The sequence below is a fragment of the Streptomyces sp. NPDC050147 genome (genome assembly GCF_040660195.1).
GTDB lineage: Bacteria > Actinomycetota > Actinomycetes > Streptomycetales > Streptomycetaceae > Streptomyces.
Genome location: NZ_JBFALJ010000038.1, coordinates 39739 through 64217, shown reverse-complemented (window position 1 = coordinate 64217; position 24479 = coordinate 39739). Strand labels below are relative to the sequence as shown.

Below are 24479 nucleotides of genomic sequence, written 5' to 3'. Positions count from 1 at the left end.
AGATGTCCTCAAACGCCGGACGGGCTGGATTCCAGCCCGTCCGGCGTTTGAGGACGAACTCGGCGAAGCCGGTGATGACGACGACGAAGGCCCCCGCGCCGAGCGGGTTTTCGGGAAGGGGCGGGGTTGGGGAAGATAACGCCTTGCTCAGCCCAGCCGCACGCGGGCCAGTTGCCGCGACTGGGCCACCAGGCGGTCCTCCGAGTCCCAGACCTCCGCATCCTCCTCCAGGAAGCCCCCGGCGAGGTTCCGCGTGGTGATCGAGACGCGGAGAGGGCCGGGGGCGGGGCGGGCCCGTACATGCACCGTCAGCTCCACAGTCGGCACCCATCCCGAAAGCCCCAGCTCGAACGCCGTCGGCGGCAGCGCGTCCACCGCGAGCAGCAGCGACAGCGGGTCGGCGTCACGGCCGTCCGCGAGGCCGAACCAGGCGCGCATCTCGCCCTTGCCGGAGGGCTGGCCGAGCGCCCAGCCCAGGGTGGAGGGGTCCAGCTTCAAGAAGAGGCGGTCACTGATCGCCGAACTGCCGGGCACCGGGCGGTGGTCCGGGGCGTCCTGCGGGCCGAAGCACTGCTCGATCGGCGGCAAGGCGGGCGGCTTCGCCGTCGTACGGACGTCGTCGGGGAGCTCCGCCAGGTCTCCGTACGAGGCGAGCACCCGGATCCGCTCGACCTCGCGCCCCTCCTCGTCGTACTGGAAGAGCGAGGCCTGCCCGGTCGACAGGGTCCGCCCGGCGCGTGCCGTGTCCGTGCGGATCACGGCGGGCCCGGGGTGGGACGCCGTCAGGTAGTGCGCGGAGACCGTGAAGGGGTCCGCGTGCGGCAGGGCGTCGGCCAGCGCGCGACCGAGGACCGCGAGGAGATAACCGCCGTTGACGGCGTTGATGATCGTCCATCCCGCGGAGAGATCGATGTCGTAGACACCGGGCTCCCGCCGGGTGACCGCGGTGTCGCGGTCGAACTCGCTGTCGCCGATGCTCGCGGGCACCGCTGTCGGTATGGATGCTGCCTCTGCCATGTCAGCAACGTACAACATCTAATTACTGAGCGGTAGCTTTTTCTGCCGCCGGGCAGGCAGCGGACGAGCCGCGGGCCCTAGCCCGCTTCCTCCACCTCGACCGCGGTGGACCGCCGGTGCCAGGCCCGTGGCGCGCGCCAGTGGTAGCGCAGCGCCAGCAGTCTCAGGACGAAGGTCGTGATCACGGCGAGGCTGCTGGTGAAGGCGTTCACCATGTCGTAGTTGATGCAGAGCGCGACCATCGCGGAGCCGACGATGGCGGGCACGGCGTACAGGTCGCGGTCCCAGCGCACGAGGGAAGGCACCTCGTTGGCGATGATGTCGCGCAGCACACCGCCGCCCACCGCGGTGGCGAGCCCCAGGGCCGCCGACGCGGTGAGGCCGAGGCCGTAGTCGTACGCCTTGGTCGTGCCGGTGACGCAGAAGAGGCCGAGGCCCGCGGCGTCGAAGACGTTCACCGCGAGCTGGGTGCGCTCCACCTCCGGGTGGAGGAAGAACACCAGGGCGGCGGCGAACAGCGGCGTGATGAAGTATCCGAGGTCGACGAAGGCGGCGGGCGGCACCGCCCCGATGACCACGTCACGGAAGATCCCCCCGCCCAGCGCGGTGACCTCGGCCAGCACGACGATCCCGAAGACGTCGAAGTTCTTGCGTACGGCGAGCAGGGCGCCGGAGATCGCGAAGACGAAGATTCCGACGATGTCGAGCGCGTGCTGGACGGAGGGACTGAACAGATCCTGGATCACGCGCCATTCTTACCTGCCCGCCGTCGCGGGTCTCACCGGGGCGACACCGCGCGACACCGACGGCGCCTACAGGGCGGGCTTGCCCTTCGTGAACAGCCACGTCTGGAACAGATCGTCGAGCTGCTTGCCCGAGATCTTCTCGGCGAGCCGGATGAACTCTGCGGTCGTGGCGTTGCTGTAGCGCTGCTGCTTGGCCCAGGCCGGGAGCAGCTTGAAGAACGCCTTGTCACCGATGCGCTCGCGCAGCACCTGGAGCGTCATCGCGCCGCGCTGGTAGACGGCGGAGGCGAACATGGTGTCGCGCTGCGGGTCACCGACGACGATCTGCCAGAAGGGTGCGTCGGCGGGGCGTGAGTTGTAGGCCGCGAGGAAGGCGTCGCGGGCGGTCTGGGTGCCCTTGTGCTCGCTCCACAGCCACTGGGAGTAGGTCGCGAAGCCCTCGTTGAGCCAGATGTCGTTCCACTTCTCGGGCGTCACGGAGTCGCCGAACCACTGGTGGGCGACCTCGTGGGCGATGGTCGACTCGCTGCGGATGGCGGAGTAGACCGGCTTGGTCTGGGTCTCCAGGGAGAAGCCCGCCTGCGGCATGTCGTCGACGATCGCGCCGGTCTCCTCGAAGGGGTAGGGACCAAAGAGCTTCGACCAGTAGTCGGTGACCTCGGCCGTGACGCCGTACACGTCGACGTTGTTGCTGTTCTCCAGGACCGGGTCGATGGCGACGTAGATCGGGGTGCCCCCCGGGGTCTTGCCCTTCTGCACGTCGAACTTGCCGATGGTGGCGGTCGCGAGATAGGTCGCCATGGGCTTGGACTCACGCCAGTGGGCGACGGTCTGGCCGCCCTTGTCGTAGGTGTCGACGAGCCGGCCGTTGGAGACCCCGGTCAGGCCCTTGGGGGCCTTGATGCGGATGTCGAAGGCCGCCTTGTCCGAGGGGTGGTCGCTGGAGGGGAACCAGGTCGAGGCGGCGTTGGGCTCGCAGGCGACGAAGACGCCGTCGGTGGTCTTCATCCAGCCGTAGTCGGAGCCGAAGACGATGGGACCGCTCAGCGGCTCGGGCACGCCGCCGTAGGTCACGGTCACGGTGAACGTCCGGTGCTTGCGCAGGTGGTCGCGCGGGCTGACGCGGATCTCGTCGCCGTCGCGGGTGAACTTCGCCCCTCTGCCGTTCACCTCGATTCTCGTCACCGTCAGTTTCTGGAGGTCGAGGTTGAAGGAGGAGAGGCTGCGGGTGGCGCGCGCGGTGATGGTGGTCCGGCCGTCGAGGCGGTCGGTGTCAGGGTTGTACGCGACGTCGAGGCCGTAGTGGCGTACGTCGTACCCGCCGTTGCCGAGCTGCGGGAAATACGGGTCGCCGACGCCGGGCGAGCCGGGGTGCGGTGCGGGTGCGGCGGCGATCAAGCAGAAGGAGGCGGCGGCTGTGGCCAGCGCCCCCAGACGTGCCGAACGGGAGAGTGTCATGAGTCATCCCTTCGCGCGTGTTCCGGTGAAACGGACACGCAGACTCTGCACTCTCCCGTATGGGCGTGTACATGACCTGGTGACTGATTTTTACCAAGTCATCAGGTGCTACTTGTCAGTTGACGCCTGACCCTTGGACTCCGCTTCCGGGGCGTCCTTCGAGACAGCCTTTGCGGTGTCCTTCGAGGCGTCACCCTTCGCGACGGTCTTCGAGGCGTCACCCTTCGCCACGGTCTTCTTCGGGGTCGCGGCCTCCTCGGCCGTCTCCTCCGCCTTGCTCACCACCGACACCACGTCGATCGCCTCCCTGGCGACCTGAAGCAGCTTGGTGTCGCCCGGCTGCTGGTCCTCGGCGTTCTCCGGGTGGTGGCACGCCACCTGGTGGCCGGAGGCGAGGGGGATCAGCGGCGGCTCGGTCTTCGCGCAGATCTCCGTCGCCTTCCAGCAGCGCGTGTGGAAACGGCAGCCGGTGGGCGGGTCGATCGGCGAGGGGACGTCACCGCGCAGCAGGATGCGCTCGCTCTTGACGCCGCGCCGCTTCGGGTCGGGCACGGGCACCGCGGAGAGGAGCGCCTTGGTGTACGGGTGCATCGGCGTGGAGTAGAGGTCCTTGCGGTCCGCCAGCTCCACGATCTTGCCGAGGTACATCACCGCGATGCGGTCCGAGACGTGCCGGATGACCGAGAGGTCGTGCGCGATGATCACGTACGTGAGACCGAGCTCGTCCTGGAGGTCGTCCAGGAGGTTGACCACCTGCGCCTGGATGGAGACGTCCAGGGCGGATACGGGCTCGTCGGCCACGACCAGCTTCGGCCGCAGGGCGAGCGCACGCGCGATGCCGATGCGCTGACGCTGACCGCCGGAGAACTCGTGCGGGTAGCGGTTGTAGTGCTCGGGGCTGAGCCCCACCCGCTCCAGCATCTCCTGTACGTGCTTCTTCAGGCCGCCCTCGGGCTTGACGCCCTGGAGCTTGAACGGCGCACCGACGATCGTGCCGATGGTGTGCCGCGGGTTCAGCGACGAGTACGGGTCCTGGAAGATCATCTGCACGTCACGGCGCAGCGGCCGCATCTTGCTGGTGTTCAGGTGCGTGATGTCCACGCCCTCGAACTCCACGCGTCCCGCGGTCGGTTCGAGCAGACGGGTGATCAGACGGCCCATCGTGGACTTGCCGCAGCCCGACTCGCCCACGACGCCGAGCGTCTCACCGGGACGTACGTCGAAGGTGAGACCGTCGACGGCCTGCACGGCCGCCACCTGACGCTGCAGCAGCCCCTTCTTGATGGGGAAGTGCTTCACCAGGCCGTCGACCTTGAGCAGCGGCTCGGGAGACTCCTGAGAGCCCTTCGTCTGCGCCGGGATCGTCATCTCCTGGCCCTTCGCCTGATCTTTCGCATCGTCTTTCACAGCTTCGGCGCAATCTCTTCGGTCCAGATCCGGGTGCGCTCGTCCTGCGGCATGTGGCAGGCGGTGAAGTGACCCGGGGCGACCTCGCGCAGGTCGGGGCGCTCGCGGCGGGTGATCTGGTCCTTGGGGATGTCGGCGTACGGGCAGCGCGGGTTGAAGGCACAGCCCGAAGGAAGGTTGATCAGGCTGGGCGGCGAGCCCTTGACCGGCACGAGACGCTCGGTCTCCTCGCGGTCGATGCGCGGCATCGACCCCAACAGGCCCCAGGTGTAGGGGTGCTGGGGCTCGTAGAAGACCTTCTCGGCCGTGCCGCGCTCGACGCAGCGCCCGCCGTACATCACGAGCAGCTCGTCCGCCATCTCGGCGACCACGCCCAGGTCGTGCGTGATCATGATGACCGCGGAGCCGAACTCCTTCTGCAGGTCCCGGATGAGGTCGAGGATCTGCGCCTGGACGGTGACGTCGAGGGCGGTCGTCGGCTCGTCCGCGATGAGCAGCTCGGGGTTGTTCACCAGGGCCATCGCGATCATCGCGCGCTGGCGCATGCCGCCCGAGAACTCGTGCGGGTAGCTGTCGGCCCGCTTGTCCGGCTGGGGGATGCCCACCCGGTCGAGCATCTCGATGGCGCGCTTGCGGGCGACCTTCTTGTCCACGTCGTGGTGGACCCGGTAGGCCTCCATGATCTGCTTGCCGATGGTGTAGTACGGGTGCAGCGCGGACAGCGGGTCCTGGAAGATCATCGCCATGTCGCGGCCACGCAGCTTGCGCACCCGGTTGGGGTCCGCACTGAGCAGTTCCGTGCCGTTCAGCCAGATCTCGCCGGAAAGACGAGGCTTGCGGCTGCCGTACTGGCCGGCGGTGTGCAGACCGAGGATGCCCAGCGAGGTGACCGACTTGCCGGAGCCGGACTCGCCGACGATGCCGAGGGTCTTGCCCTTCTCCAGCTGGAAGCTGAGCCCGTCGACGGACTTGACCAGGCCGTCGTCGGTCGGGAAGTGCACCTTGAGGTCGCGCACCTCGAGGAAGGCGGTGGGAGCGACCGAATCGGCGACGGGTTCTCCGACCGCCGCTCCGGTCTTGTGCAGTTCGGTCATCCCAGCCTCACTCGCGGGTCGATGACGGCGTACAGAAGGTCGACGACGAGGTTGGCCAGGGCGATCGCGAGCGACGCGCACAAGGTGACGCCGAGGATCACCGGCAGGTCCTTGTTGCTGATGGCCTTGACGGCCTCAAGACCGAGTCCCGGCAGGTTGAACGTGGATTCGGTGAGGACGGCGCCGCCCATGAGCACACCGAGATCCAGACCGAAGACGGTGAGGATCGGCGTCATGGCCGAGCGCAGCGCGTGCCGCCTGATGACGGTGGCCTCGCCGAGCCCCTTGGCGCGCGCGGTGCGGATGTAGTCCTCGCCGAGCACTTCCAGCATGGTGGCGCGGGTGAGTCGCGCGTACATGGCGGCGTTGAGGAACGCGAGCACGACCCAGGGAAGGATCAGCGTTTCGAGCCAGATGTTGATCGGATCGTCCGTGGTGAGGGTGTCCTCGATCTTCACCCAGCCGAGCGTGTGGACGAAGAGCCCCATCGCGATCATGCCGGTGAAGAAGACCGGCAGGGAGACGCCGCCGAGGGCGGTGATCATCGCGGAACGGTCCCAGATGGTGCCGCGCTTGAGCGCGGAGAGCACGCCGGTGGCGACACCGGCGGCCAGCCACAGCACGCAGGCACCGGCGGCGAGCGCCGCGGTGACGGGCAGGGCGTCCTTGAGGGTCTCCCAGACGGGCGCCTCGGTACGGAAGGAGTATCCGAAGCACGGGGCCGGGCAGTGGGTGACGTCGGCCCCGTTGGAGTAGTCACGCCCCATCGGGATGCCCTTGACGAAGTCCCAGAACTGGACGAGCAGAGGGTCGTCCAGACCCAGTTTGATCCGGATGCCCGCGAGCTGCTCGGCACCGGATGACTTGCCGGCGAAGAGGACGGCGATGTCCTGTCCCGCCCACTTGGGCAACATGAAGAAGACGGTGAAGGTCGCGAGCAGTACGACCAGCACCATGACGACAACGGCGATCAGGCGCCGGATGAGATAAGCAAGCACTGTGCGCGGCCCGGCGGTGACCAGAACCCCCTTGTGAGGGGTCCCGGCCACCGCCCGGGGCCATCACCTGCCCTTCGGACTGGCGGGATTCGGCGGTGGGACTGCCTTGCGGCGACTGCTACTTACTACTTCGCGTCGTTGACACCGATCGAGACGTAGTCGTAGCGACCGCTGTACGCGGCGGACGAGTAGACGTTGGTCGCCCGCGAGGAACGCCAGCTGATGTTCTTCTCGTAGAGGAAGGGCATCCAGTAGGCCTTGTCGACGATCTCGTGGGCCAGATCGGTGTAGATCTCACCGGCCTTGTTCGGGTCGACCGTGCCGATCGCGTCGTCGAAGAACTTGTCGATCTTCGGCTCGTCGATCTGCGACTCGTTGTAGTTGCCGTTCTCGTTGATGAAACGGCTGTCGAACAGCGGCTGGGCGTAACCCTGGCCGGTCGGGAAGTCAGGACCCCAGCCCGCCATCGTCATGCCGATGCCGCGCTTCTTCACCACCGAGGGAGAGCCGGTGATGCTGGAGGAGTCGGCGCCGTCGATCTGGTCGACATCGGCGTTGATGTTGACCTTCTTCAGCGACTCCTGGAGCGCCGTGGCGGCGTCCACCTCGCCCGGCTGGTTGGTGCGGGCCGAGATCTTGGTCGAGAAGCCGTTCGGCTTGCCGCACTCCTTGAGCTGGGCCTTCGCCTTGGCGACGTCCGGCTTGCCCTTGCGCTCCTTGATGCCGTACGGGTCGTAGTCGTCGTAACCCTTGATCGACTTCGGGAAGACGTTGGTGGCGATCTCACCGGCGGCGACCGGGCCGCCACGCGTCTTCTGCAGGCTCGCGAAGTCCGTGGCGTAGAAGACGGCCTTGCGGCAGGCCTCGTTGTCGAACGGCTTCGCCTTGGTCACCAGGGCGACGTAACGGACGAAGTCCGTCTGCATGTTGTCGACGTTGCCCTTGTGGTCCTGAATGGCGGTGGTACGACCCGACTGGGTCATGCCGGTGCCATTCATGTCGATGTCGTAGTCGCCTTCCATCAGGCGCTTGTCGTTCTCTTCGAGGTTCGCCGAGATGGTGACCGTGATCTTGTCCGGCAGCGCGGGACGGACCGGGTCCGACGACTTCTTCCAGTTCTTGTTGCGGACCAGCGTGATGCTCTTGCCGGCGCTGTAGTTCTGGAACTTGTACGGGCCGGAGGAGAACGGGCGCTGGGTGTACTTGGCGCCGGTGTCCTCGGACTGCTTGACCGGGGTGCCCGACGGCATCGCGAGCATCTGCTCGAAGTCGCCGTTCTTCTTGGGCAGCTTGAAGATGATGGTGTTGTCGTCGGGCGTCTCGATCGCCTTCAGACCGAGCTTGTCCTTCGACTTGTCCTCGTAGGGACCCTTGTACTCGCCCTTGGGGTCGAGCGTCGACTTCAGGTAGCCGGGGCCACCGGTGATGACCTTGGTCGCCCAGATGCGCTCGATGCCGTACTTGATGTCCTTGGAGGTCAGCTTCGAGCCGTCCTCCCACGTCAGGCCATCACGCAGCTTGTACGTGTAGGTCTTGCCGTCGTCGCTGATCTTCGCCGTGGACTCGGCGAGGTCGGGGACGAGCTTGTTGGACGCGGCACCCGGCTTGGTGTCGTACGTGATCAGCGTGCGGGTGTAGAACCGCATGAAGTCCCACGTCATGCCGTAGTACGCACGCTGCGGGTCGGCCGAGTCCAGGTCCTGCTTGGCGATGAACTTGAGCGTCCCGCCCTTCTTCGCCGACTTGTTCGCGACCTTGCCGATCGCCGCGTTGTAGCCGGCGCCCTTGCTGTCGTCGTCGTCGCTGCCGCCGCCGCACGCCGTGGTGGTCACCAGCGCCGCCACGACGAGGGCCGCGCCTGCGGTCAACCGTCGTTTAGAGGAACCTGTGGGCATTTCTCGCATCCTCCGAGATTCGCGGTCCTTGGCGTTTGACTGCCTGAAGAACCATGGGAAGAGCCACCTGACGATGCGGCAGGGGCAAGCCAGTTGGAACTGTTTACCGAGTTCCCTTGGGGTCCAGGGCGTCGCGCAGCCCGTCACCGAAGAGGTTGAAGGCAAGCACGGTCACGAAGATCGCCAGGCCGGGGAAGACCATGAACATCGGGTCGTGCTCGTACGTCGCGAGCGCGTCCCGGAGCATGCCGCCCCAGGATGCCGTCGGCGGACGTACACCCGCGCCGAGGAAGCTGAGCGCCGCTTCGGTGAGGATGTTGGTGGGGATCATGAGCGTCGCGTACACGGTGATCGGAGCGACCAGGTTCGGCAGCAACTCACGGAAGAGGATGTGCCGTTGACCGCCGCCGAGGCTGCGTGCCGCTTCCACGTACTCGCGTTCGCGCAAGCTGAGGGTCTGGCCTCGGACGATGCGCCCGACGTAGGGCCATCCGAAGAAGCCGATCACCAGGATCAGTACGGCGATGCGGACGCCGCTGCCGGTGAGTCCGAGCAGGTCGTCGGGGAGGACCGACACCAGGGAGATCACGAAGAGCAGCTGCGGGAAGGCGAGCAGCACGTCCATGACCCGGCTGATCGTCGCGTCGACCCAACCGCCGAAGTAGCCGGCGATGATGCCGAAGAAGGTCCCGAGCACCACGGCCACCACGGCGGCGAGGAACGCCACGAGCAGTGAGATCCGGGCGCCGTAGACGATCCGGCTGAAGACGTCGCGGCCCTTGTTCGGCTCCACCCCGAAGAGGAAGTCCGGACTCATGCCGCCGAACGCGCCCTTGGGCAGGTTCGTCAGGTCTTCCAGCTCGTCCTGATGGAACTCGTTGGGCGGGTGGCCCAGCAGGGAGACGATCAGGGGCGCGAAGACGGCGACAAAGACCAGGACGAGCACGGTGATGCCGCCGGCCAGAGCGACCTTGTCCCGCCTCAGGCGGTTCCAGGCGATCTGCTTGAGGGACCGCCCCTCGACCTTCTTCACCCCTGCATCAGCTGCGGGAGCGACGTCCGCTGTCGGGTCCGCGTCCGCAGGTGTGTCATGCAATGGTGCCGTCATCGTGGCAGGGACCCCTCTCAACCGGTGGTGACCGGCCCGCACTTGCCGCTGTAGCGACGTGATCAGTCCGTCGTGCACAGGGGCGAAGCACCCCTGGTGCGGGAGTCTTCATCGCGGTCGCGATCTGTTACCAGCCTTGACGGGGAAAGGATGCGCAACCGTGATGCTGATCGAGGTGTTCCGTTATCCGGACGCACGTGAACGAGGGGCGAACACGGGGCAGTTGGGTCGCAAGGTGCCACGGGAGCCTATAGACCCCCTCCACCATCAGAACGGACATCATGGCGGTCGGGGCAGGTATACGAGCCGCGGTGGCCGGTTCCCGGCCCTTCCGGTGCGGCCAGGAGCGCCGCTTCAGTACTGCGCGGGGTAGCCGTATCCGCCTGCGGGCGCCGGTGCGGGCTGCGCCTCGCGGTCGTAGAACGGGCGCGCGTTGGCGCGCAGCCACATGGCGACCGGGTCGTATCCGTCGGACATCGCGACGGTCGACACGGGCAGACCGTCGGGGACGGCGGCGATCGACTGCTGCATCATCGTGCGCACCCCGTCGACCGACGCCGGCGCGGTGTCGTACACATCGAGGCCGATGGCCAGATACGGGGCGCCGAGCGCGGGCTGCACCCAGGCGCGGCGCAGCGAGCGGACCGCGGGGGTGCGGTGGGCGTTCTGCGTGAGCAGGGCGTAGAACTGGGGGATCTCGATGGCGGGCTCGGTGAGCCGAAGCGGTCCCGCGGGCAGCAGGTCGAGGCCCGACGCGATGCGCCGCAGGTCGAGCCAGGGGATGCCGACGCCGCCACCGGGGGCGTGGGGGTTGAGCCAGAGGCCGTAGTGGTCGGGGAAGAGGGTGCGGGAGATGTCGACACCGCCGACCACCTCGTACGACCGGTTCCAGCCACTGGCGGAGAGCTCCTGGGCCGAGGTCACGCACGGCGCGTACCCGAGGCCCTCGACCTCCATGTTCCCGTACTGGGCGTCGGGGGACCCGGCCTGGCCGTGCCAGAGCAGCATCCACACCTGGTCGGCGGCGAGCGCCCGCAGGAGCGCCTCGTAGGCGTCATAGCGCCCCGGTGTCACCTGGCGCAGCATGTGCTCGACCTGCCCGGCCGCAGCCGTGCCCGACGCACTCACCCTTAACCGCCCCTTCGCGATGACCCGCTGACCCGCTGATCCGGTGGAACTGGAACCTGATGAACCCGACGTGACCTGAGCTGACCAGGGGACCCGGGCCGACCGGCAGGGCCGTGCCCCGCCCGGGTCATGAAACCAGCTTAAGCGGCGATCCCGACACCGACTTGACGTACGGCACCCTCACACACGTACCTGCACATGTCCTTACACACGTCCGTGCTCGTGTCCCGGGGCCTGACCGAAGAACGGCCGGACCCGCTCGCGCATCCAGTCGCCGACCGGGTCCTGGGCCACGTCGAGCAGCACCAGGTTCACCGGCCAGGCCACCGGGGCCTGCCCCAGGGCCCGGCCCACGGCTTCCATCGGCAGCTCGCGCGCGCTGCCCTCCCAGGAGGTCAGTTCGACGCCGACGAACAGGGAGGGCGCACCGCCCTCGACGCTCGCCAGACAGCGGCGGGCGCTCAGGACGACCCCGGTGGCCTCGAACTCGCGGGCGGCGGCGGACAGGAAGTCCACCGGGTCCTCCTGCCAGTCCGGTTCGAAGAGGCGGACCCGGCCGCCGGTCGCGGGACCGTCCAGCGGGGTGCGCCCGGCGCGGCAGAGCTCGGCGACGGCCGGCGGCGGCAGCGGCACACCGACCGTGCCGTCCGGGTTGACCGCGATGCCCAGCTGCGGGGGCAGGCCGCGCGCGAACTCCACGGCGGGCGCCACGGTGCAGCTCATCCGGCCACCGGTGGCCTGCTGGAACTGCTGCTCGGAGCTGAAGACGGGGACGTAGGCCTGACCGTCGATCTCCAGCGTGGGCAGGTCCAGGGTGCCGCTGTCGGGGGCTCCGCCGTTCGGCAGCGGGACCCAGACGCGGCTGCGGCCGAGTACCTCGACGATGCGGGCCCCCGCGGACGCCTGAGGCGCGCCGGGGGCGCCCAGGGACGCCGCGAGCACCTCTTCGAGTTCGTTGCCCGGCCATCCTCCGTACGGATGGGGATGCGCCTGCGCCGGAATGTCCATCACTTCTAACCCCTGCTCGGTCCCGCTCTGCCTGCGGCACGACCCTAGCGCGGCGGGCGGCTCAGTCCCCGAAGCCGATCCCCCGCAGCACCCCGGCCGCCGCCCGGTCCAGGAGCACCGCCGAGCCGCATCCGCGCGGCAGGTCGCCGCGCTCGGCGGCGCCGACGAGCCGGCCGACCGTCCTGCGGTGCCGCGCGAAGGCGTACCGCGACACGCCGCGCCCGCGTGCGAGCTGCCCCTCCATGGCGGTGTCCGGTGGCACGTCGAGCAGCAGCAGGTGCAGGGTCGTGCCGCGCCGCGCGGCCTCGCGGGCCAGCCAGCGGCGCACCCACGCCTGGGTGCCGCAGTCGTGCACCACGACGCCCTCGCCGGAGCGCAGGGCTCTGCGCAGGCCCGCGTAGTGCGCGAGGCGGACCAGGGGGCGGTACACCGCGTACGGCAGGAGGCTCGGCATGCGCCGGGCCCAGCGGTCGCGGGTGTCCTGCGAGTCGATGCGCGGGCCCGCGACGGCTCTGCGCATCAGCGTGGACTTGCCGCTGCCCGGCAGCCCGGAGACGACGATCAGGTCGCCCTCGCCGAACGTCAGACGGTGCGGGCTGTGGCCGGTCCGCTGCCGCAGGTCGCGGACGACGGCCGCCGGCAGGGGGCCGCAGCTCTCCCTGGTCGGGACGGCGGCCTGTTTGGGCAGGGCCACCCCTGTGTTGGTCGCGTAGACGCTGGTCCTGCGCACCGTGATCGGCCTCCCCTTAGCGGTCACGTACCTGCTTCCCGCAGCTTCCCCGGCAAGTGTAAAGAGAAGGTAATGCGGCACAACAGCATTACTGGACTGGCACTGCCTTGTGACGCAGGCGCGTGCAATGATGTGCGCGCAAACTCCATACAGGCCGTTTGAATCCGCGCGGGAGAGTTCCCGGTGGCCGTCGATTGACGCACCGGGGCGCCGAAGGAGCAAGTCCCTCCCTTGAATCTCTCAGGCCCCGTACCGCGCGGGCGAGGCACATCTGAAAAGCGGGTCGCCACGGCGGCTCCACCCAAGGTGCAAGTCATGACCCCCTGTACGAGATGTACGTACGGGTCGTGGTGAACCTCTCAGGTTCCGATGACAGATGGGGAGGATCGACCTCACCCGTCATGCCCCTGGGAGTTCCACGAATGAGTACTGCCCCCCGTCTGACCGCACTCGATGCCGTGCATCGTGCGCTCGGCGCGACCATGACCGACTTCGCGGGCTGGGACATGCCGCTCCGCTACGCGAGCGAGCGCGACGAGCACAACGCCGTACGCACCAAGGCCGGTCTCTTCGACCTCTCCCACATGGGCGAGATCACGGTCACCGGGCCCGAGGCCGTGGACTTCCTGAACTTCTCGCTCGTCGGCAACATCGGCTCCATCGGTGTCGGCCGCGCCCGCTACACGATGATCTGTGCCGAGGACGGCGGGATCCTGGACGACCTGATCGTCTACCGCCTGGGCGAGACCGAGGCCCCCGAGTACATGGTCGTCGCCAACGCGTCGAACGCCCAGGTCGTGCTCGACGCGCTCACCGCCCGCGTCGGCGGCTTCGACGCCGAGGTCCGCGACGACCGCGACGCGTACGCCCTGCTCGCCGTCCAGGGTCCCGAGTCCCCCGGCATCCTGAAGTCACTCACGGACGCCGACCTGGATGGCCTGAAGTACTACGCGGGCCTGCCGGGCACGGTCGCGGGTGTACCCGCGCTGATCGCCCGCACCGGCTACACCGGCGAGGACGGCTTCGAGCTCTTCGTGGCGCCCGGTGACGCCGAGAAGCTGTGGGGCGCGCTGATGGAGGCGGGCGAGCCCGTCGGTCTGGTTCCCGCCGGGCTCTCCTGCCGCGACACGCTGCGTCTTGAGGCGGGCATGCCGCTGTACGGGCACGAGCTGACCGCGGATCTGACGCCCTTCGACGCCGGTCTCGGCCGGGTCGTCAAGTTCGAGAAGACCTCGCAGTCCGACACCTTCGTGGGGCGCGCGGCGCTCGCGGCCGCCGCCGAGCGCGCCGAGACCGCTCCCCCGCGCAAGCTGGTCGGCCTGATCGCTTCGGGCCGCCGCGTCCCGCGCGCGGGCTTCTCGGTGGTCGCCGACGGCAAGGTCATCGGCGAGGTCACCTCGGGCGCCCCGTCCCCGACGCTGGGCAAGCCGATCGCCATCGCGTACGTCGACGCGGAGCACTCCGCCCCGGGCACCCCGGGCGTCGGCGTGGACATCCGCGGCACGCACGAGCCGTACGAGGTCGTGGCGCTCCCGTTCTACAAGCGCCAGAAGTGACACCCCGCACAGCAGCCTCGTTCACCAGCACTCCCCCGCGTACAGGAGAATTCAGGTCATGAGCAACCCCCAGCAGCTGCGTTACAGCAAGGAGCACGAGTGGCTCTCGGCCGCCGAGGACGGTGTGGCGACCGTCGGCATCACGGAGCACGCGGCCAACGCGCTCGGTGACGTCGTCTACGCCGACCTGCCCGAGGCCGGCGCCGCGGTGACCGCGGGCGAGACGTGCGGCGAGCTCGAGTCGACCAAGTCGGTCAGCGACCTGTACTCGCCGGTGACCGGCGAGGTCGTCGAGTCGAACCAGGACGTCGTGGACGACCCGTCGCTGGTCAACTCCGCCCCGTTCGAGGGTGGTTGGCTGTTCAAGGTGCGGATCACGGAGGAGCCGAAGGACCTGCTCTCCGCGGACGAGTACACCGAGTTCTCCGGCAGCTGAAGCCCCCCGAAGACCCTTAGGGACCACCTGATGTCGCTTCTCAACACCCCTCTCCACGAGCTGGACCCGGACGTCGCCGCCGCCGTCGACGCCGAGCTCCACCGTCAGCAGTCCACCCTGGAAATGATCGCCTCGGAGAACTTCGCTCCGGTCGCGGTCATGGAAGCCCAGGGCACGGTCCTCACCAACAAGTACGCCGAGGGCTACCCCGGCCGCCGCTACTACGGCGGCTGCGAGCACGTCGACGTGACCGAGCAGATCGCGATCGACCGGATCAAGGACCTGTTCGGCGCCGAGTACGCCAACGTCCAGCCGCACTCCGGCGCCTCCGCCAACCAGGCCGCCCTCTTCGCGATCGCCCAGCCCGGCGACACGATTCTCGGCCTCGACCTGGCACACGGCGGCCACCTCACCCACGGCATGCGCCTGAACTTCTCCGGCAAGCAGTTCAACGTGGTCGCCTACCACGTGGACGAGGCCGGTCTGGTCGACATGGCCGAGGTCGAGCGCCTGGCCAAGGAGAACAGCCCGAAGGTGATCATCGCGGGCTGGTCCGCCTACCCGCGTCAGCTGGACTTCGCCGAGTTCCGCCGGATCGCCGACGAGGTCGGCGCGAAGCTGTGGGTCGACATGGCGCACTTCGCGGGTCTCGTCGCCGCCGGTCTGCACCCCAACCCGGTGCCGTACGCGGACGTGGTCACCTCCACCACGCACAAGACGCTCGGCGGCCCGCGCGGCGGCGTCATCCTGGCCCGCAACAAGGACTTCGCGAAGAAGCTGAACTCCGCGGTCTTCCCCGGCTTCCAGGGCGGCCCGCTGGAGCACGTGATCGCGGCCAAGGCCGTCTCCTTCAAGATCGCCGCCTCCGAGGAGTTCAAGGAGCGCCAGCAGCGCACCCTGGACGGCGCCCGCATCCTGGCCGAGCGCCTGGTCCAGGACGACGCGAAGGCCGTCGGCGTCGACGTTCTGTCCGGCGGCACGGACGTGCACCTGGTCCTGGTGGACCTGCGCAACTCCGAGCTCGACGGCCAGCAGGCCGAGGACCGTCTCCACGAGGTCGGCATCACGGTCAACCGCAACGCGATCCCGAACGACCCGCGCCCCCCGATGGTCACCTCGGGCCTGCGGATCGGTACGCCCGCGCTCGCGACCCGCGGCTTCCAGGAGGACGACTTCCGTGAGGTCGCCGACGTCATCGCCGAGGCGCTGAAGCCGGGCTTCGACGCGGAGTCGCTCAAGGCCCGCGTCTCGGCCTTGGCAGCAAAGCACCCGCTGTACCCCAACCTGTAGCATTTTCGTACGCTTTCCTTCGTACGAACCTTCGGGGCACCGCGCACACTGGACAGTGAAGACAGTGAGTGCGGTGCCCCGGCTCATGCCCCGCTTTCCGTAGTTCTCTGCACCACCCCGGCAGACAACGGCGTCTACCAACCACCATTGGAGTTTCTCGTGGCCCTCTCGGTCTTCGACCTGTTCTCGGTCGGTATCGGCCCGTCCAGCTCCCACACGGTCGGTCCCATGCGCGCCGCCCGCATCTTCGCGAGCCGCCTCAAGAACGAGGGCCTGATGGCCCACACCACCGCGATACGGGCCGAGCTCTACGGCTCGCTGGGTGCGACGGGCCACGGCCACGGCACCCCGAAGGCGGTCCTGCTCGGCCTGGAGGGCGAGTCTCCGCGCTCGGTCGACGTCGAGTTCGCCGACGACCGCGTCGAGCAGATCAAGAGCACCGGCCGCCTCAACCTCCTCGGCATGCAAGAGATCGACTTCGACTTCGACGAGGACCTGGTCCTGCACCGCCGCAAGGCCCTGCCGTACCACGCCAACGGCATGACGATCTTCGCGTACGACCGTGACGGCGGCCTCGTCCTGGAGAAGACGTACTACTCCGTGGGCGGCGGCTTCGTGGTCGACGACGACGCCGTGGCCGGCGAGAACCCGATCGTGCCGGACGACACGGTCCTGAAGCACCCCTTCCGCACCGGCGACGAGCTGCTGCGCCTGGCTCAGGAGACCGGCCTCTCCATCTCCGCGCTGATGCTGGAGAACGAGAAGGCGTGGCGCACCGAGGAGGAGATCCGCTCGGGTCTGCTCGACATCTGGGGCGTCATGCAGTCCTGCGTCTCGCGCGGCATGTCCCGCGAGGGCATCCTGCCGGGCGGCCTCAAGGTCCGCCGCCGCGCCGCCAACTCGGCACGGCAGCTGCGCGCCGAGGGCGATCCGCTGGCCCGCTCCATGGAGTGGATCACGCTGTACGCGATGGCGGTGAACGAGGAGAACGCCGCGGGCGGCCGGGTCGTGACCGCCCCGACGAACGGCGCCGCGGGCATCATCCCGGCGGTCCTGCACTACTACATGAACTTCATCCCCGGGGCCGACGAGGAGGGCGTGGTCCGCTTCCTGCTCGCCGCGGGCGCGATCGGCATGCTCTTCAAGGAGAACGCCTCGATCTCCGGCGCCGAGGTCGGCTGCCAGGGCGAGGTCGGCTCCGCCTGCTCGATGGCGGCGGGCGCCCTCGCCGAGGTCCTGGGCGGCTCCCCCGAGCAGGTCGAGAACGCGGCCGAGATCGGCATGGAGCACAACCTCGGCCTGACCTGCGACCCGGTCGGCGGCCTCGTCCAGATCCCGTGCATCGAGCGCAACGGCATGGCGGCGGTCAAGGCCGTCACCGCGGCGAAGATGGCGATGCGCGGCGACGGCAGCCACAAGGTGTCCCTCGACAAGGTCATCAAGACCATGAAGGAGACCGGCGCCGACATGAGCGTGAAGTACAAGGAGACGGCGCGGGGCGGGCTCGCGGTGAACATCATCGAGTGCTGAGCCGCGGCCACGGTCACCGGCTACCGGCTACCGGCTACCGGCAGTCTCACCGTGCGACGAACAACGCCTCCGCGCCCACCGGCCGGTACCCCGCCGCCTGAAAGACCCGCACGCTGCGCGCGTTGCCCGGGGACTGCTGGGCCCACACGTGGTCCCCGTCAGGCACCAGATGCCGGGCCGCGAGCCCCAGCGCCCGGCCGAGCCCCCGGTGGCGTACGTCCTCGCCGACCTCGATCGCGGCCTCCCAGCGTCCGGCGAGTCCGCGTCCGAGCACCAGTACCCCGCCGCTGTCGGCGGACCACACCCGTACGTCGTCCCGGCGCTTACGGGCCCGCGCCACCCGGGGGTGGTCCGGGTCGTCGATCTCGCGGAGCCCCAGAGCCGGGTCGGGCCCGCCCGGCAGGGCGTCGGCCACGGTCAGCAGGTCGGTGGTGTCCGTCGCGCGTCCCGTCCGCTCCAGGAAGGCGGCGAGGAAGACGGGGTTCATCGTGGCGGCCAGCGCATCACAGTCGAGCGCGGCGAGGGTGGCGTGCACCCACTGCGGATCCTCGTCCGTGAAGACCACCGAGTGCGCGGTGAAGGCGATCACGCCCGCGTCGCGGTGGCAGGGCTGCGGCACGACGGTGGTGGTGCCGTCGGGCGGCGGGAACTGACCGCGGGCCGCCGCGTCGAGGATCGCTCCGAGCGAGGCAGAGGTGCTGGCCATGGGCGTACTCCTTGTGATCGCGTCCTCGAACGGCCGATACCCTAACCCTCGTCAGCAGTGCACGAAGAAGGGGTGGATCCGGTGGCGGACATCGAGGAAGCGCGTAAGACGTTCGAGCAGTTCGACGCGGACGGCGACGGCTTCATCACGGCGGTCGAGTGGAAGTCGGCCATGGCGAAGATGGGGGACTTCTACGTCACCGAGACGGTCGCCGAGGCCGTGATCGGCACGAAGGACACCGACAAGGACAAGCGCCTCTCTTTCGACGAGTTCTGGGCGAGCTTGAACAAGTAGGGGCAGGCAGTACGCGGAAGGGGCCCGGCACGTGAGTGCGCCGGGCCCCTTCCGCGCGGTCAGCGGGCGCGCCGCACGCTCCAGCGCCCCTCGGTGCGCTCCAACCGCACCGGGTGGTCGAAGCACTTGCTCACCTGGTCGCTGGTCAGTACGTCGTCCACGGCGCCGGAGGCTAGCGCGCGGCCGTCACGCAGCAGCAGCGCGTGCGTCGTACCGGCCGGGAGCTCCTCCAGGTGGTGCGTGACAAGGACCGTGGCGAGCTCGGGGTGGGTCTCGCGCAGGGCGTCCAGGCTGTCGAGGAGGCGCTCGCGGCCCGCGAGGTCGAGCCCGGTGGCCGGTTCGTCGAGCAGGACGAGCCGCGGTCTCGGCATCAGCGAGCGCGCGATCAGTGTCCGTCCGCGTTCGCCCTGGGAGAGCGTGGGCCAGCACGCGTCGGTGCGGTGCGCGAGGCCGAGCATGGCGATCAGGCGATCGGCCCGGTCCTCCTGCTCGGACGTGGGGCGCCAACGAGGCAGCGGTTCCACGCTGTTGGTGAGCCCCGTGAGGACGACATCGCGGACGGCCAGGGGTGAGCGCAGTGGGTGTCGGGGGTTCACATGACCGACGTACGCGCGAAGGTCGCGCAGGTCGACGCTGCCCAGACGGCGGCCGAGCACCTCGACCGTGCCGTGCGTGGGGTGGGTGACGGCACCGCAGAGGCTGAGCAGGGTCGACTTGCCCGCGCCGTTCGGGCCGAGCAGCGCCCAGTGCTCGCCGGGGCGGACGGCGAGGGTCACTTCTTCGAGGATGGGCCGCCCTTCGCGGACGACGGTGACGGTGTCGGCGTGCAGGACGGGGAGGCCTGTGGTCATCCGGTGGCCCCCGCCCGGTTGACCGCCGCGAGCACGGCCTGCACGGAGGCGGTCAGGACCGAGGTGTCCAGGCCCGCGCCCCAGCGGACGACATCGCCCACCCGGCACTCCGCGTACGCGACGGCCTCGCTGCCGCCACCCGCCCCGATGGCGTGTTCGGAGTAGTCGAGGATGTCGACGGTGATCCCGGCGGCGGCGAGCGCCTCGACGAACGCGGAAAGCGGCCCGTTCCCCGCTCCCTCGAAGTCCCCTGTGCGGTCGCCGACTTGGAGCGTGCAGACGAACCGGTGGGCGCCGTCCGGAGCCCGGTCCGTGGTCCAGGAGCTCAGCTCCACCTCGCCGCCGCCCTGCCCCGGCGCTACGTAGGTCGCGCGAAACAGCTCGTACAGCTCCTTGGCGCTCGCCTCCTGCCCGCTGTCGTCGGTGGCCTCCTGGACCACGCGCGAGAAGTCGGGCCGCATGCGCCGCGGCAGGTCGAGGCCGTGCCGGGTGCGCAGCAGGTACGCCATTCCGCCCTTGCCGGACTGGGAGTTGACGCGGATGACGGCTTCGTAGCTGCGGCCGATGTCCGCCGGATCGATCGGCAGGTACGGCACGTCCCAGGGCGCCTCGCTCTCCGCGACCCCCAACTCGGCCGCGCGGCGGGCGTGGTGGGCGAAGCCCTTGCTGATGGCGTCCTGGTGGGTGCCGGAGAAGGCGGTGTGCACGAGGTCGCCCGCGTAGGGGTGGCGGGGGTGAACGGGCAGCCGGTTGCAGTGCTCGACGACCTCGCGCACGGCGTCGATGTCCGAGAAGTCGACCATGGGGTCGACGCCTTGGGCGTACAGATTCAGGGCCAGCGTCACCAGGTCCACGTTGCCGGTGCGCTCGCCGTTGCCGAAGAGGCAGCCCTCGACGCGCTGGGCCCCGGCCAGGACGGCGAGTTCGGCGCAGGCGACGCCGGTGCCGCGGTCGTTGTGGGGGTGGACGGAGAGGATGACGGAGTCGCGCCGGGCGAGGTGGCGGTGCAGGTACTCGATCTGGTCGGCGTACACGTTCGGGGTCGCGATCTCGACGGTGGCCGGCAGGTTGTGGGTGACGGGCCGTTCGGGGCTCGCGTCCCACAACTCGGTGAGCGCGTCGCAGAGTTCGAGTACGTAGTCGGGCTCGGTCAGGTTGAAGGTCTCCGGTGAGAACTGGAACCGGATGTCCGCGCCCGGCCGCGCGTCTGCCAGTCGGGCCATGTGGGTGGCGGCTTCCGTGACGACCTCGCGCACCTGTGCCCGCGACCGCCCGAGCACCACGTCGCGCCAGACGGGCGAGGTGGGGATGTACAGATGCACGACGGCGCGGGGCAGCCCCTCGATCGACTCGAAGGTGCGGTCGATGAGCTCGGGCTTGGCGGGCGTGAAGACGACGATGCTGACGTCATCCGGGATCCCGCCGCTCTCGCTCAGCGCGGCGAGGTCGCGCACGAAGTCGAAGTCGGCGCGACTGGCGGACGGATAGCCGACCTCGATCTCCTTGAACCCCATCGAGACGAGCAGGTCGAAGAAGCGGCGCTTGCGGGCGGGGTCCATCGGCTCGGCGAGCGCCTGATTGCCGTCGCGCAGGTCCACGGGGACCCAGAGGGGGGCGCGCTCGAAGCGGGCGCCCGGCCAATCGCGGTCGGCGTCCGGCGAGGGGACGGTGACCCGGTCCTGGTAGGGGCGGTAGCGGTGGTGCGGCATGGGGCTGAGGCGCTGCGGGTTCCACTGATACGGGCGCGCAGAAGATTTCACGGTGGTCTCTCGGCTCGGTCGACGGGCCGACCGGCAGCACGGCACCCCGCGGCGGGGTGCCGGTCGCTTCAGGCCCCGCCGCGGCAGCCGAGAAGAAGGAGACCGCAGAAGATCACGGGACTACACTAGCCACACGTCAGTTCCTCAGACAAGTACTCCTCAGACAAATGCTCCCCAGTCGAATCCCCCTCCCCGGACATGTTCTCCTCAGACAAGCGAGGCCCCGCAATGCCGCTCGGTTCCCTGCGCCCCAGCCCCCTGGTCGAACAGGCCACCAAGCGCCTGCGCGAGCAGATCTCCGGCGGCCACTGGCCCATCGGCAGCAAACTCCCCGGTGAGACGACCCTGGCCAAGGAGCTCGGCATCGGCCGCTCCACCGTCCGCGAGGCACTGCGCTCCCTCGCCGGGGCCGGACTCGTCAAGGCCCGGCAGGGCGCCGGTGTCTTCGTCATCGCCACGGAGCCGTTCGCGGACTGGCCGACGCGGCTGCGGCGCGCGGCGGTGTCGGACGTGTACGAGGTGCGGATGCTGGTGGAGGTGCAGGCGGCACGGCTCGCGGCGCTGCGGCGCACCGACGAGGACATCACCGCGATGCGCGACGCACTCGAAGGCCGCAGAGCCACCGCTTCGGCGAGCGACGCGGCCTTCATCGACGCCGACATCGCCCTGCACGCGGCGGTCGTGGCAGCGGCCCGCAACCCCGTCCTCACGGACCTCTTCGCCGAGTTCGCCCCCGTACTACGGGAAGGCCTGATCAACCTCCTCGACCTGATCGACGTACGCACGGAGGAGAAGAACCACGGCGACGCCGCCCATGCCGCGCTCGTACGGGCGGTCGAGTCGAGGGACGCGGAGGAGGCGGCACGCGTGACCCAGGCGGAACTTCAGGACACGCTGGGGCGGTTGCTGGCGCGGGGCTAGCTGGTGGGGGTCGGGCCGGTGGATCCGCACGGGCGAGACTTCGTTGCTGATCCGGCGAGCCAGCCGGCACCGGGATATGTGAACAAGGTGGTGACGGGCAAATGCCTGATCTCCTCCGCCTCGCGGGCCAGAAGGTAGGCGGAGTGACCCCCGCGCTCGGTCTTGTGGATCAGGTCAAAGCCCTGATGATCCCGGTAGTGGCGCACCAGTCCCAGGTGTCCACAGCCGCGCCGCACCCAGAGCTTTCCGGTGCGAGCGGCGTGCCCCAGGGCCCACCAGGCCATCAGCGTGCCCGGCTGCGCGGCCCGGTGGCCGGGGTGGGTGAACGTGGTGGCCAGGAAGAGCGCCGGATCGGAGCGCTCGGCATCGGTCCAGCCCCACTCGGGGGTCTGGTCATAGAGGCTGGTGCAGCCGACGAGTTCGCCCTCTGGGGTGGTCAGCGCCCAGACTGGGGTGTGGTCGTTTCCGGCCTGTGCGGCGATCTGTTCGGCCCGGTCGCCTTCGAGGAGTTCTTCGCCGCCGACTTTGCCCGTGCGCACCATCCATGCGGCGCGGGCACGGATCAGCTCGGTATAGGCGGCCCGGTCGTGGGTCGTGGCGGGACGCATCAGGTACATGTCTTCGAGGCTCTCAGTGGTGAGCGGCGCGGTAGGCGAGGTCAGCGGCGACCACGTCGGCGAGGCGGTCGTCTGTGGCGCGGATGTCACCGCGTTCGATGCGTGCCAGTGCCTGTGTGAGGGCGTCAGCATCTACGAGCTTGGCGTCAACGAGAGGGGACCCTCTGTCGAGCAGGCGCCGCACCTGTGCGGGCAGTGTGGTGCCGATCGCGGCGTTCATGACACCGGTGAAGTTCTCCGGCAGCGGCGGCTCCACCACCAGTTTGGAAAAGCCCAGGGCAGTCAGGCGGTGGCGGTGCAGATTCTTGCGGGAGCGCCAGGTCCGGGGCAGCCATTCGCCGAAACGGATCATGTCTGGATCGGCGAAGGGGTGCATGGGCCAGATCCCGGCGCTCAGCAGCAACGGGGCTGCCGACGCCATGGCGAGCAAGGTCATCTCGTTGACGACGGCGGGTGGGCAGGTGTCCGCGTCCACGTCCATGAGAGCTTCGCGGGCCACGGGGCCCAGCCATTCGGTCATCGCATGCCCTGGCCCGACAGGCTGGTGCGGAGCTTCCTCCGGAGTGAGGGCGACCATCTCGTCTCCGCCGATCCCGGTTACCACCGTACGGACGCCGACTCGGGCCAACTGCTCGACCAGAGCGGCTGTGGCTTCGTGATAGGGCTCTTCGTAGGGGTAGACATATCCGCCCTGGGCGCGCCGCCCGCCGGGATGCAGTGGAGGAAGGGCACATGTCGTGATGTCTGTGCGGAAGCGTCCGGTGCGGACCATCTCGGCCCGCCGTACTCGCTGTTGGGCCCCCGTCCGGCCCGGCAACAGCATCGCCGAAGCGGTGATCCTTTCGGGGTGTCGCAGTGACAAGTGGGTGCCGGTGACAGCCGAGTCGAGGCCGCCTGAGACGTGCGCGCTGGTGGTGTCCGGGTCGTAGAGGTGCCGGTCGAGCACCGCGTCGAGCATGCTGCCGTAGGCGGTCAGTACATCGGCGCTCTCCGCGAGGGTGCGGGCCTTGGAGTGCAGCGCCGCGGAAGGCTGCTCGAAGCAGATCGGCCCGTGGCCGTCGTAGTGGGCGGCGGCGCGCTCGGTCAGCCGGTACAAGCCGGTGAAGCAGGTGTGAGGGCTGTAGCGGAACCACAGGCTGAGCAGTCGTGCCGTCTCGGCGACATGGAAGTCCACGCGAGGCAGTAGCTTGACGAGGTCTGCGGTGGTCCACGACCCGTGCAGTACACCAGCGTTGGCCGTCAGGTACAGCGGTGCGGTGCCACGTTCACCGGCCCGTACGCTGACAGTTCCCTCGGGGGCAAAGTCGATGGCGATGAAGTCCAAAGGCCATGCCAGAAGCTCTGCGCGGAGCTTGTGGAAGGTGGCCGAGGGCAGCTCCACGACAGCGCGTCGCCCCTCGCCCACGCGATGGGCGTTGCGCTCACGCACGTGGATGAGTGCCTTTCCGGTGTCGCGGTCGGTGAGGGCGAGCGCGTCCACGGCCGGGTGATCGAGAGGGGCGACCCAGGACGAGCCGCGTTCAAGGCGGGTGTTGTTCCACGCCCAGCCGCTGAGTTCGCGGCTGGATGGAGTGGGTTCGATGCGGAGCTTGAGCACGAGTCCTCCACGAGGTGGGGCGTGGGCCCGGCCGGGCGGGGGTCTTGGCCCGGCCGGGCCTGATGCACCGAGGGGGCGGGGGTCAGACCTTGAGGCTGTCGTACTCGTGGTTGGTGTCCGAGGAGCCCGCTTCCTTCTTGTAGGCAAAGCGGGTTGCCAGGTCAGGCACCTCGAACTGGGCGCGGTCGGTGAACAGTGGGCCCAGCTCGATTCCGCCGAGCGTGGCGGCTTGCAGGCTGGTGGACCTCTCCAGACGTTGCTTCACAGCGGTTCCATTCGTCAGTGGTGCTCCGGAGCGGGCGGGTCTGCCCGCAGGGCCCGTGCCGGGCCGC

The 24479-nt window shown here is 69.1% G+C and carries 23 protein-coding genes and 1 riboswitch; of the genes, 6 read left to right on the top strand and 17 right to left on the bottom strand.

What is annotated here, in order from left to right:
- Window positions 1–147 precede the first annotated feature (147 nt).
- From AB0I94_RS39000 to AB0I94_RS38950, 11 genes are all read right to left on the bottom strand, one after another.
- A complete protein-coding gene (locus AB0I94_RS39000; protein WP_363314546.1) occupies window positions 148–1017 on the bottom strand; it encodes a thioesterase family protein in 870 nt (289 codons plus the stop codon).
- A 77-nt stretch (window positions 1018–1094) separates the two neighbouring features.
- Window positions 1095–1763, bottom strand: a complete 669-nt coding sequence (locus tag AB0I94_RS38995) for a trimeric intracellular cation channel family protein (protein ID WP_363314545.1) — start codon at window positions 1761–1763, stop codon at window positions 1095–1097.
- A gap of 66 nt (window positions 1764–1829) precedes the next feature.
- Window positions 1830–3221, bottom strand: coding sequence for a M1 family metallopeptidase (locus AB0I94_RS38990; RefSeq protein ID WP_363314544.1), 1392 nt, complete (start codon window positions 3219–3221; stop codon window positions 1830–1832).
- 108 nt (window positions 3222–3329) lie between these two features.
- Window positions 3330–4589, bottom strand: coding sequence for a dipeptide ABC transporter ATP-binding protein (locus tag AB0I94_RS38985; RefSeq protein ID WP_363314543.1), 1260 nt, complete (start codon window positions 4587–4589; stop codon window positions 3330–3332).
- A 35-nt stretch (window positions 4590–4624) separates the two neighbouring features.
- Complete coding sequence (locus AB0I94_RS38980; protein WP_363314542.1) at window positions 4625–5722, bottom strand: ABC transporter ATP-binding protein; 1098 nt, start codon at window positions 5720–5722, stop codon at window positions 4625–4627.
- Window positions 5719–6720: an ABC transporter permease gene (locus AB0I94_RS38975; protein ID WP_363314554.1), complete on the bottom strand. Its 1002-nt coding sequence runs from the start codon at window positions 6718–6720 to the stop codon at window positions 5719–5721. Before AB0I94_RS38975 ends, AB0I94_RS38980 begins: the two co-directional genes overlap by 4 nt.
- Before the next feature lie 125 nt (window positions 6721–6845).
- Window positions 6846–8615 carry an ABC transporter substrate-binding protein gene (locus AB0I94_RS38970; protein ID WP_363314541.1) on the bottom strand — a complete coding sequence of 590 codons (1770 nt, stop codon included), beginning with the start codon at window positions 8613–8615 and terminating at the stop codon, window positions 6846–6848.
- Window positions 8616–8718: 103 nt separating this feature from the next.
- Complete coding sequence (locus AB0I94_RS38965) at window positions 8719–9723, bottom strand: ABC transporter permease (RefSeq protein WP_363314540.1); 1005 nt, start codon at window positions 9721–9723, stop codon at window positions 8719–8721.
- A gap of 354 nt (window positions 9724–10077) precedes the next feature.
- The gene (locus tag AB0I94_RS38960; protein ID WP_363314539.1) at window positions 10078–10851 is read right to left on the bottom strand and encodes an enhanced serine sensitivity protein SseB C-terminal domain-containing protein; all 774 of its coding nucleotides are present in this window, start codon (window positions 10849–10851) and stop codon (window positions 10078–10080) included.
- A 204-nt stretch (window positions 10852–11055) separates the two neighbouring features.
- Complete coding sequence (locus AB0I94_RS38955; protein ID WP_363314553.1) at window positions 11056–11859, bottom strand: enhanced serine sensitivity protein SseB; 804 nt, start codon at window positions 11857–11859, stop codon at window positions 11056–11058.
- Window positions 11860–11920: 61 nt separating this feature from the next.
- Window positions 11921–12595 (bottom strand): AAA family ATPase, encoded by a 675-nt coding sequence (locus AB0I94_RS38950; RefSeq protein WP_363314552.1) that lies wholly within the window; start codon window positions 12593–12595, stop codon window positions 11921–11923.
- Between the two features lie 153 nt (window positions 12596–12748).
- Window positions 12749–12854, top strand: a riboswitch (glycine riboswitch).
- A gap of 157 nt (window positions 12855–13011) precedes the next feature.
- On the opposite strand from AB0I94_RS38950, the gene gcvT reads away from it, so the two are divergent.
- The 4 genes from gcvT to AB0I94_RS38930 all read left to right on the top strand — a co-directional run bounded on the left by gcvT (window position 13012) and on the right by AB0I94_RS38930 (window position 17401).
- Entirely contained in the window at window positions 13012–14145 is a 1134-nt protein-coding gene (gene gcvT, locus AB0I94_RS38945; RefSeq protein WP_363314538.1) for a glycine cleavage system aminomethyltransferase GcvT, read from the top strand.
- Window positions 14146–14203: 58 nt separating this feature from the next.
- Window positions 14204–14581, top strand: a complete 378-nt coding sequence (gcvH, locus tag AB0I94_RS38940; protein ID WP_363314537.1) for a glycine cleavage system protein GcvH — start codon at window positions 14204–14206, stop codon at window positions 14579–14581.
- A 30-nt stretch (window positions 14582–14611) separates the two neighbouring features.
- Window positions 14612–15871 carry a serine hydroxymethyltransferase gene (gene glyA / locus AB0I94_RS38935; protein ID WP_363314536.1) on the top strand — a complete coding sequence of 420 codons (1260 nt, stop codon included), beginning with the start codon at window positions 14612–14614 and terminating at the stop codon, window positions 15869–15871.
- A gap of 159 nt (window positions 15872–16030) precedes the next feature.
- Window positions 16031–17401 (top strand): L-serine ammonia-lyase, encoded by a 1371-nt coding sequence (locus AB0I94_RS38930; RefSeq protein ID WP_363314551.1) that lies wholly within the window; start codon window positions 16031–16033, stop codon window positions 17399–17401.
- A gap of 46 nt (window positions 17402–17447) precedes the next feature.
- On the opposite strand, the gene AB0I94_RS38925 is transcribed toward AB0I94_RS38930, so the two are convergent.
- Window positions 17448–18107: a GNAT family N-acetyltransferase gene (locus AB0I94_RS38925; RefSeq protein WP_363314535.1), complete on the bottom strand. Its 660-nt coding sequence runs from the start codon at window positions 18105–18107 to the stop codon at window positions 17448–17450.
- Window positions 18108–18188: 81 nt separating this feature from the next.
- On the opposite strand from AB0I94_RS38925, the gene AB0I94_RS38920 reads away from it, so the two are divergent.
- Window positions 18189–18401, top strand: coding sequence for an EF-hand domain-containing protein (locus AB0I94_RS38920; protein WP_363314550.1), 213 nt, complete (start codon window positions 18189–18191; stop codon window positions 18399–18401).
- A gap of 59 nt (window positions 18402–18460) precedes the next feature.
- On the opposite strand, the gene AB0I94_RS38915 is transcribed toward AB0I94_RS38920, so the two are convergent.
- Together AB0I94_RS38915 and leuA are read right to left on the bottom strand one after the other, a co-directional pair.
- On the bottom strand, window positions 18461–19252 hold the full coding sequence (locus tag AB0I94_RS38915; protein ID WP_363314534.1) for an ATP-binding cassette domain-containing protein: 792 nt from the start codon (window positions 19250–19252) through the stop codon (window positions 18461–18463).
- On the bottom strand, window positions 19249–20961 hold the full coding sequence (gene leuA, locus AB0I94_RS38910; protein ID WP_363314549.1) for a 2-isopropylmalate synthase: 1713 nt from the start codon (window positions 20959–20961) through the stop codon (window positions 19249–19251). Before leuA ends, AB0I94_RS38915 begins: the two co-directional genes overlap by 4 nt.
- Window positions 20962–21240: 279 nt before the next feature.
- Here leuA and AB0I94_RS38905 point away from each other — a divergent pair, with 279 nt between their 5' ends.
- Window positions 21241–21933, top strand: coding sequence for an FCD domain-containing protein (locus AB0I94_RS38905; RefSeq protein WP_363314533.1), 693 nt, complete (start codon window positions 21241–21243; stop codon window positions 21931–21933).
- On the opposite strand, the gene AB0I94_RS38900 is transcribed toward AB0I94_RS38905, so the two are convergent.
- The 3 genes from AB0I94_RS38900 to AB0I94_RS38890 all read right to left on the bottom strand — a co-directional run bounded on the left by AB0I94_RS38900 (window position 21930) and on the right by AB0I94_RS38890 (window position 24412).
- Window positions 21930–22550, bottom strand: a complete 621-nt coding sequence (locus AB0I94_RS38900; protein ID WP_363314532.1) for a GNAT family N-acetyltransferase — start codon at window positions 22548–22550, stop codon at window positions 21930–21932. The two genes, AB0I94_RS38905 and AB0I94_RS38900, sit on opposite strands and share 4 nt — an antisense overlap.
- A 13-nt stretch (window positions 22551–22563) precedes the next feature.
- Complete coding sequence (locus AB0I94_RS38895) at window positions 22564–24147, bottom strand: asparagine synthase (protein WP_363314531.1); 1584 nt, start codon at window positions 24145–24147, stop codon at window positions 22564–22566.
- 82 nt (window positions 24148–24229) lie between these two features.
- Window positions 24230–24412 carry a hypothetical protein gene (locus AB0I94_RS38890; protein ID WP_363314530.1) on the bottom strand — a complete coding sequence of 61 codons (183 nt, stop codon included), beginning with the start codon at window positions 24410–24412 and terminating at the stop codon, window positions 24230–24232.
- Between the last annotated feature and the right edge of the window lie 67 nt (window positions 24413–24479).

What these genes read in the sequence shown, in the direction of transcription:
- AB0I94_RS38915 (WP_363314534.1), bottom strand. Translation starts at nt 19,252, where the DNA reads ATGACCACAGGCCTCCCCGTCCTGCACGCCGACACCGTCACCGTCGTC.
- AB0I94_RS39000 (WP_363314546.1), bottom strand. Translation starts at nt 1,017, where the DNA reads ATGGCAGAGGCAGCATCCATACCGACAGCGGTGCCCGCGAGCATCGGC.
- gcvH (WP_363314537.1), top strand. Translation starts at nt 14,204, where the DNA reads ATGAGCAACCCCCAGCAGCTGCGTTACAGCAAGGAGCACGAGTGGCTC.
- AB0I94_RS38925 (WP_363314535.1), bottom strand. Translation starts at nt 18,107, where the DNA reads ATGGCCAGCACCTCTGCCTCGCTCGGAGCGATCCTCGACGCGGCGGCC.
- AB0I94_RS38985 (WP_363314543.1), bottom strand. Translation starts at nt 4,589, where the DNA reads ATGACGATCCCGGCGCAGACGAAGGGCTCTCAGGAGTCTCCCGAGCCG.
- glyA (WP_363314536.1), top strand. Translation starts at nt 14,612, where the DNA reads ATGTCGCTTCTCAACACCCCTCTCCACGAGCTGGACCCGGACGTCGCC.
- AB0I94_RS38990 (WP_363314544.1), bottom strand. Translation starts at nt 3,221, where the DNA reads ATGACACTCTCCCGTTCGGCACGTCTGGGGGCGCTGGCCACAGCCGCC.
- leuA (WP_363314549.1), bottom strand. Translation starts at nt 20,961, where the DNA reads ATGCCGCACCACCGCTACCGCCCCTACCAGGACCGGGTCACCGTCCCC.
- AB0I94_RS38905 (WP_363314533.1), top strand. Translation starts at nt 21,241, where the DNA reads ATGCCGCTCGGTTCCCTGCGCCCCAGCCCCCTGGTCGAACAGGCCACC.
- AB0I94_RS38970 (WP_363314541.1), bottom strand. Translation starts at nt 8,615, where the DNA reads ATGCCCACAGGTTCCTCTAAACGACGGTTGACCGCAGGCGCGGCCCTC.
- AB0I94_RS38900 (WP_363314532.1), bottom strand. Translation starts at nt 22,550, where the DNA reads ATGTACCTGATGCGTCCCGCCACGACCCACGACCGGGCCGCCTATACC.
- gcvT (WP_363314538.1), top strand. Translation starts at nt 13,012, where the DNA reads ATGAGTACTGCCCCCCGTCTGACCGCACTCGATGCCGTGCATCGTGCG.
- AB0I94_RS38965 (WP_363314540.1), bottom strand. Translation starts at nt 9,723, where the DNA reads ATGACGGCACCATTGCATGACACACCTGCGGACGCGGACCCGACAGCG.
- AB0I94_RS38980 (WP_363314542.1), bottom strand. Translation starts at nt 5,722, where the DNA reads ATGACCGAACTGCACAAGACCGGAGCGGCGGTCGGAGAACCCGTCGCC.
- AB0I94_RS38955 (WP_363314553.1), bottom strand. Translation starts at nt 11,859, where the DNA reads ATGGACATTCCGGCGCAGGCGCATCCCCATCCGTACGGAGGATGGCCG.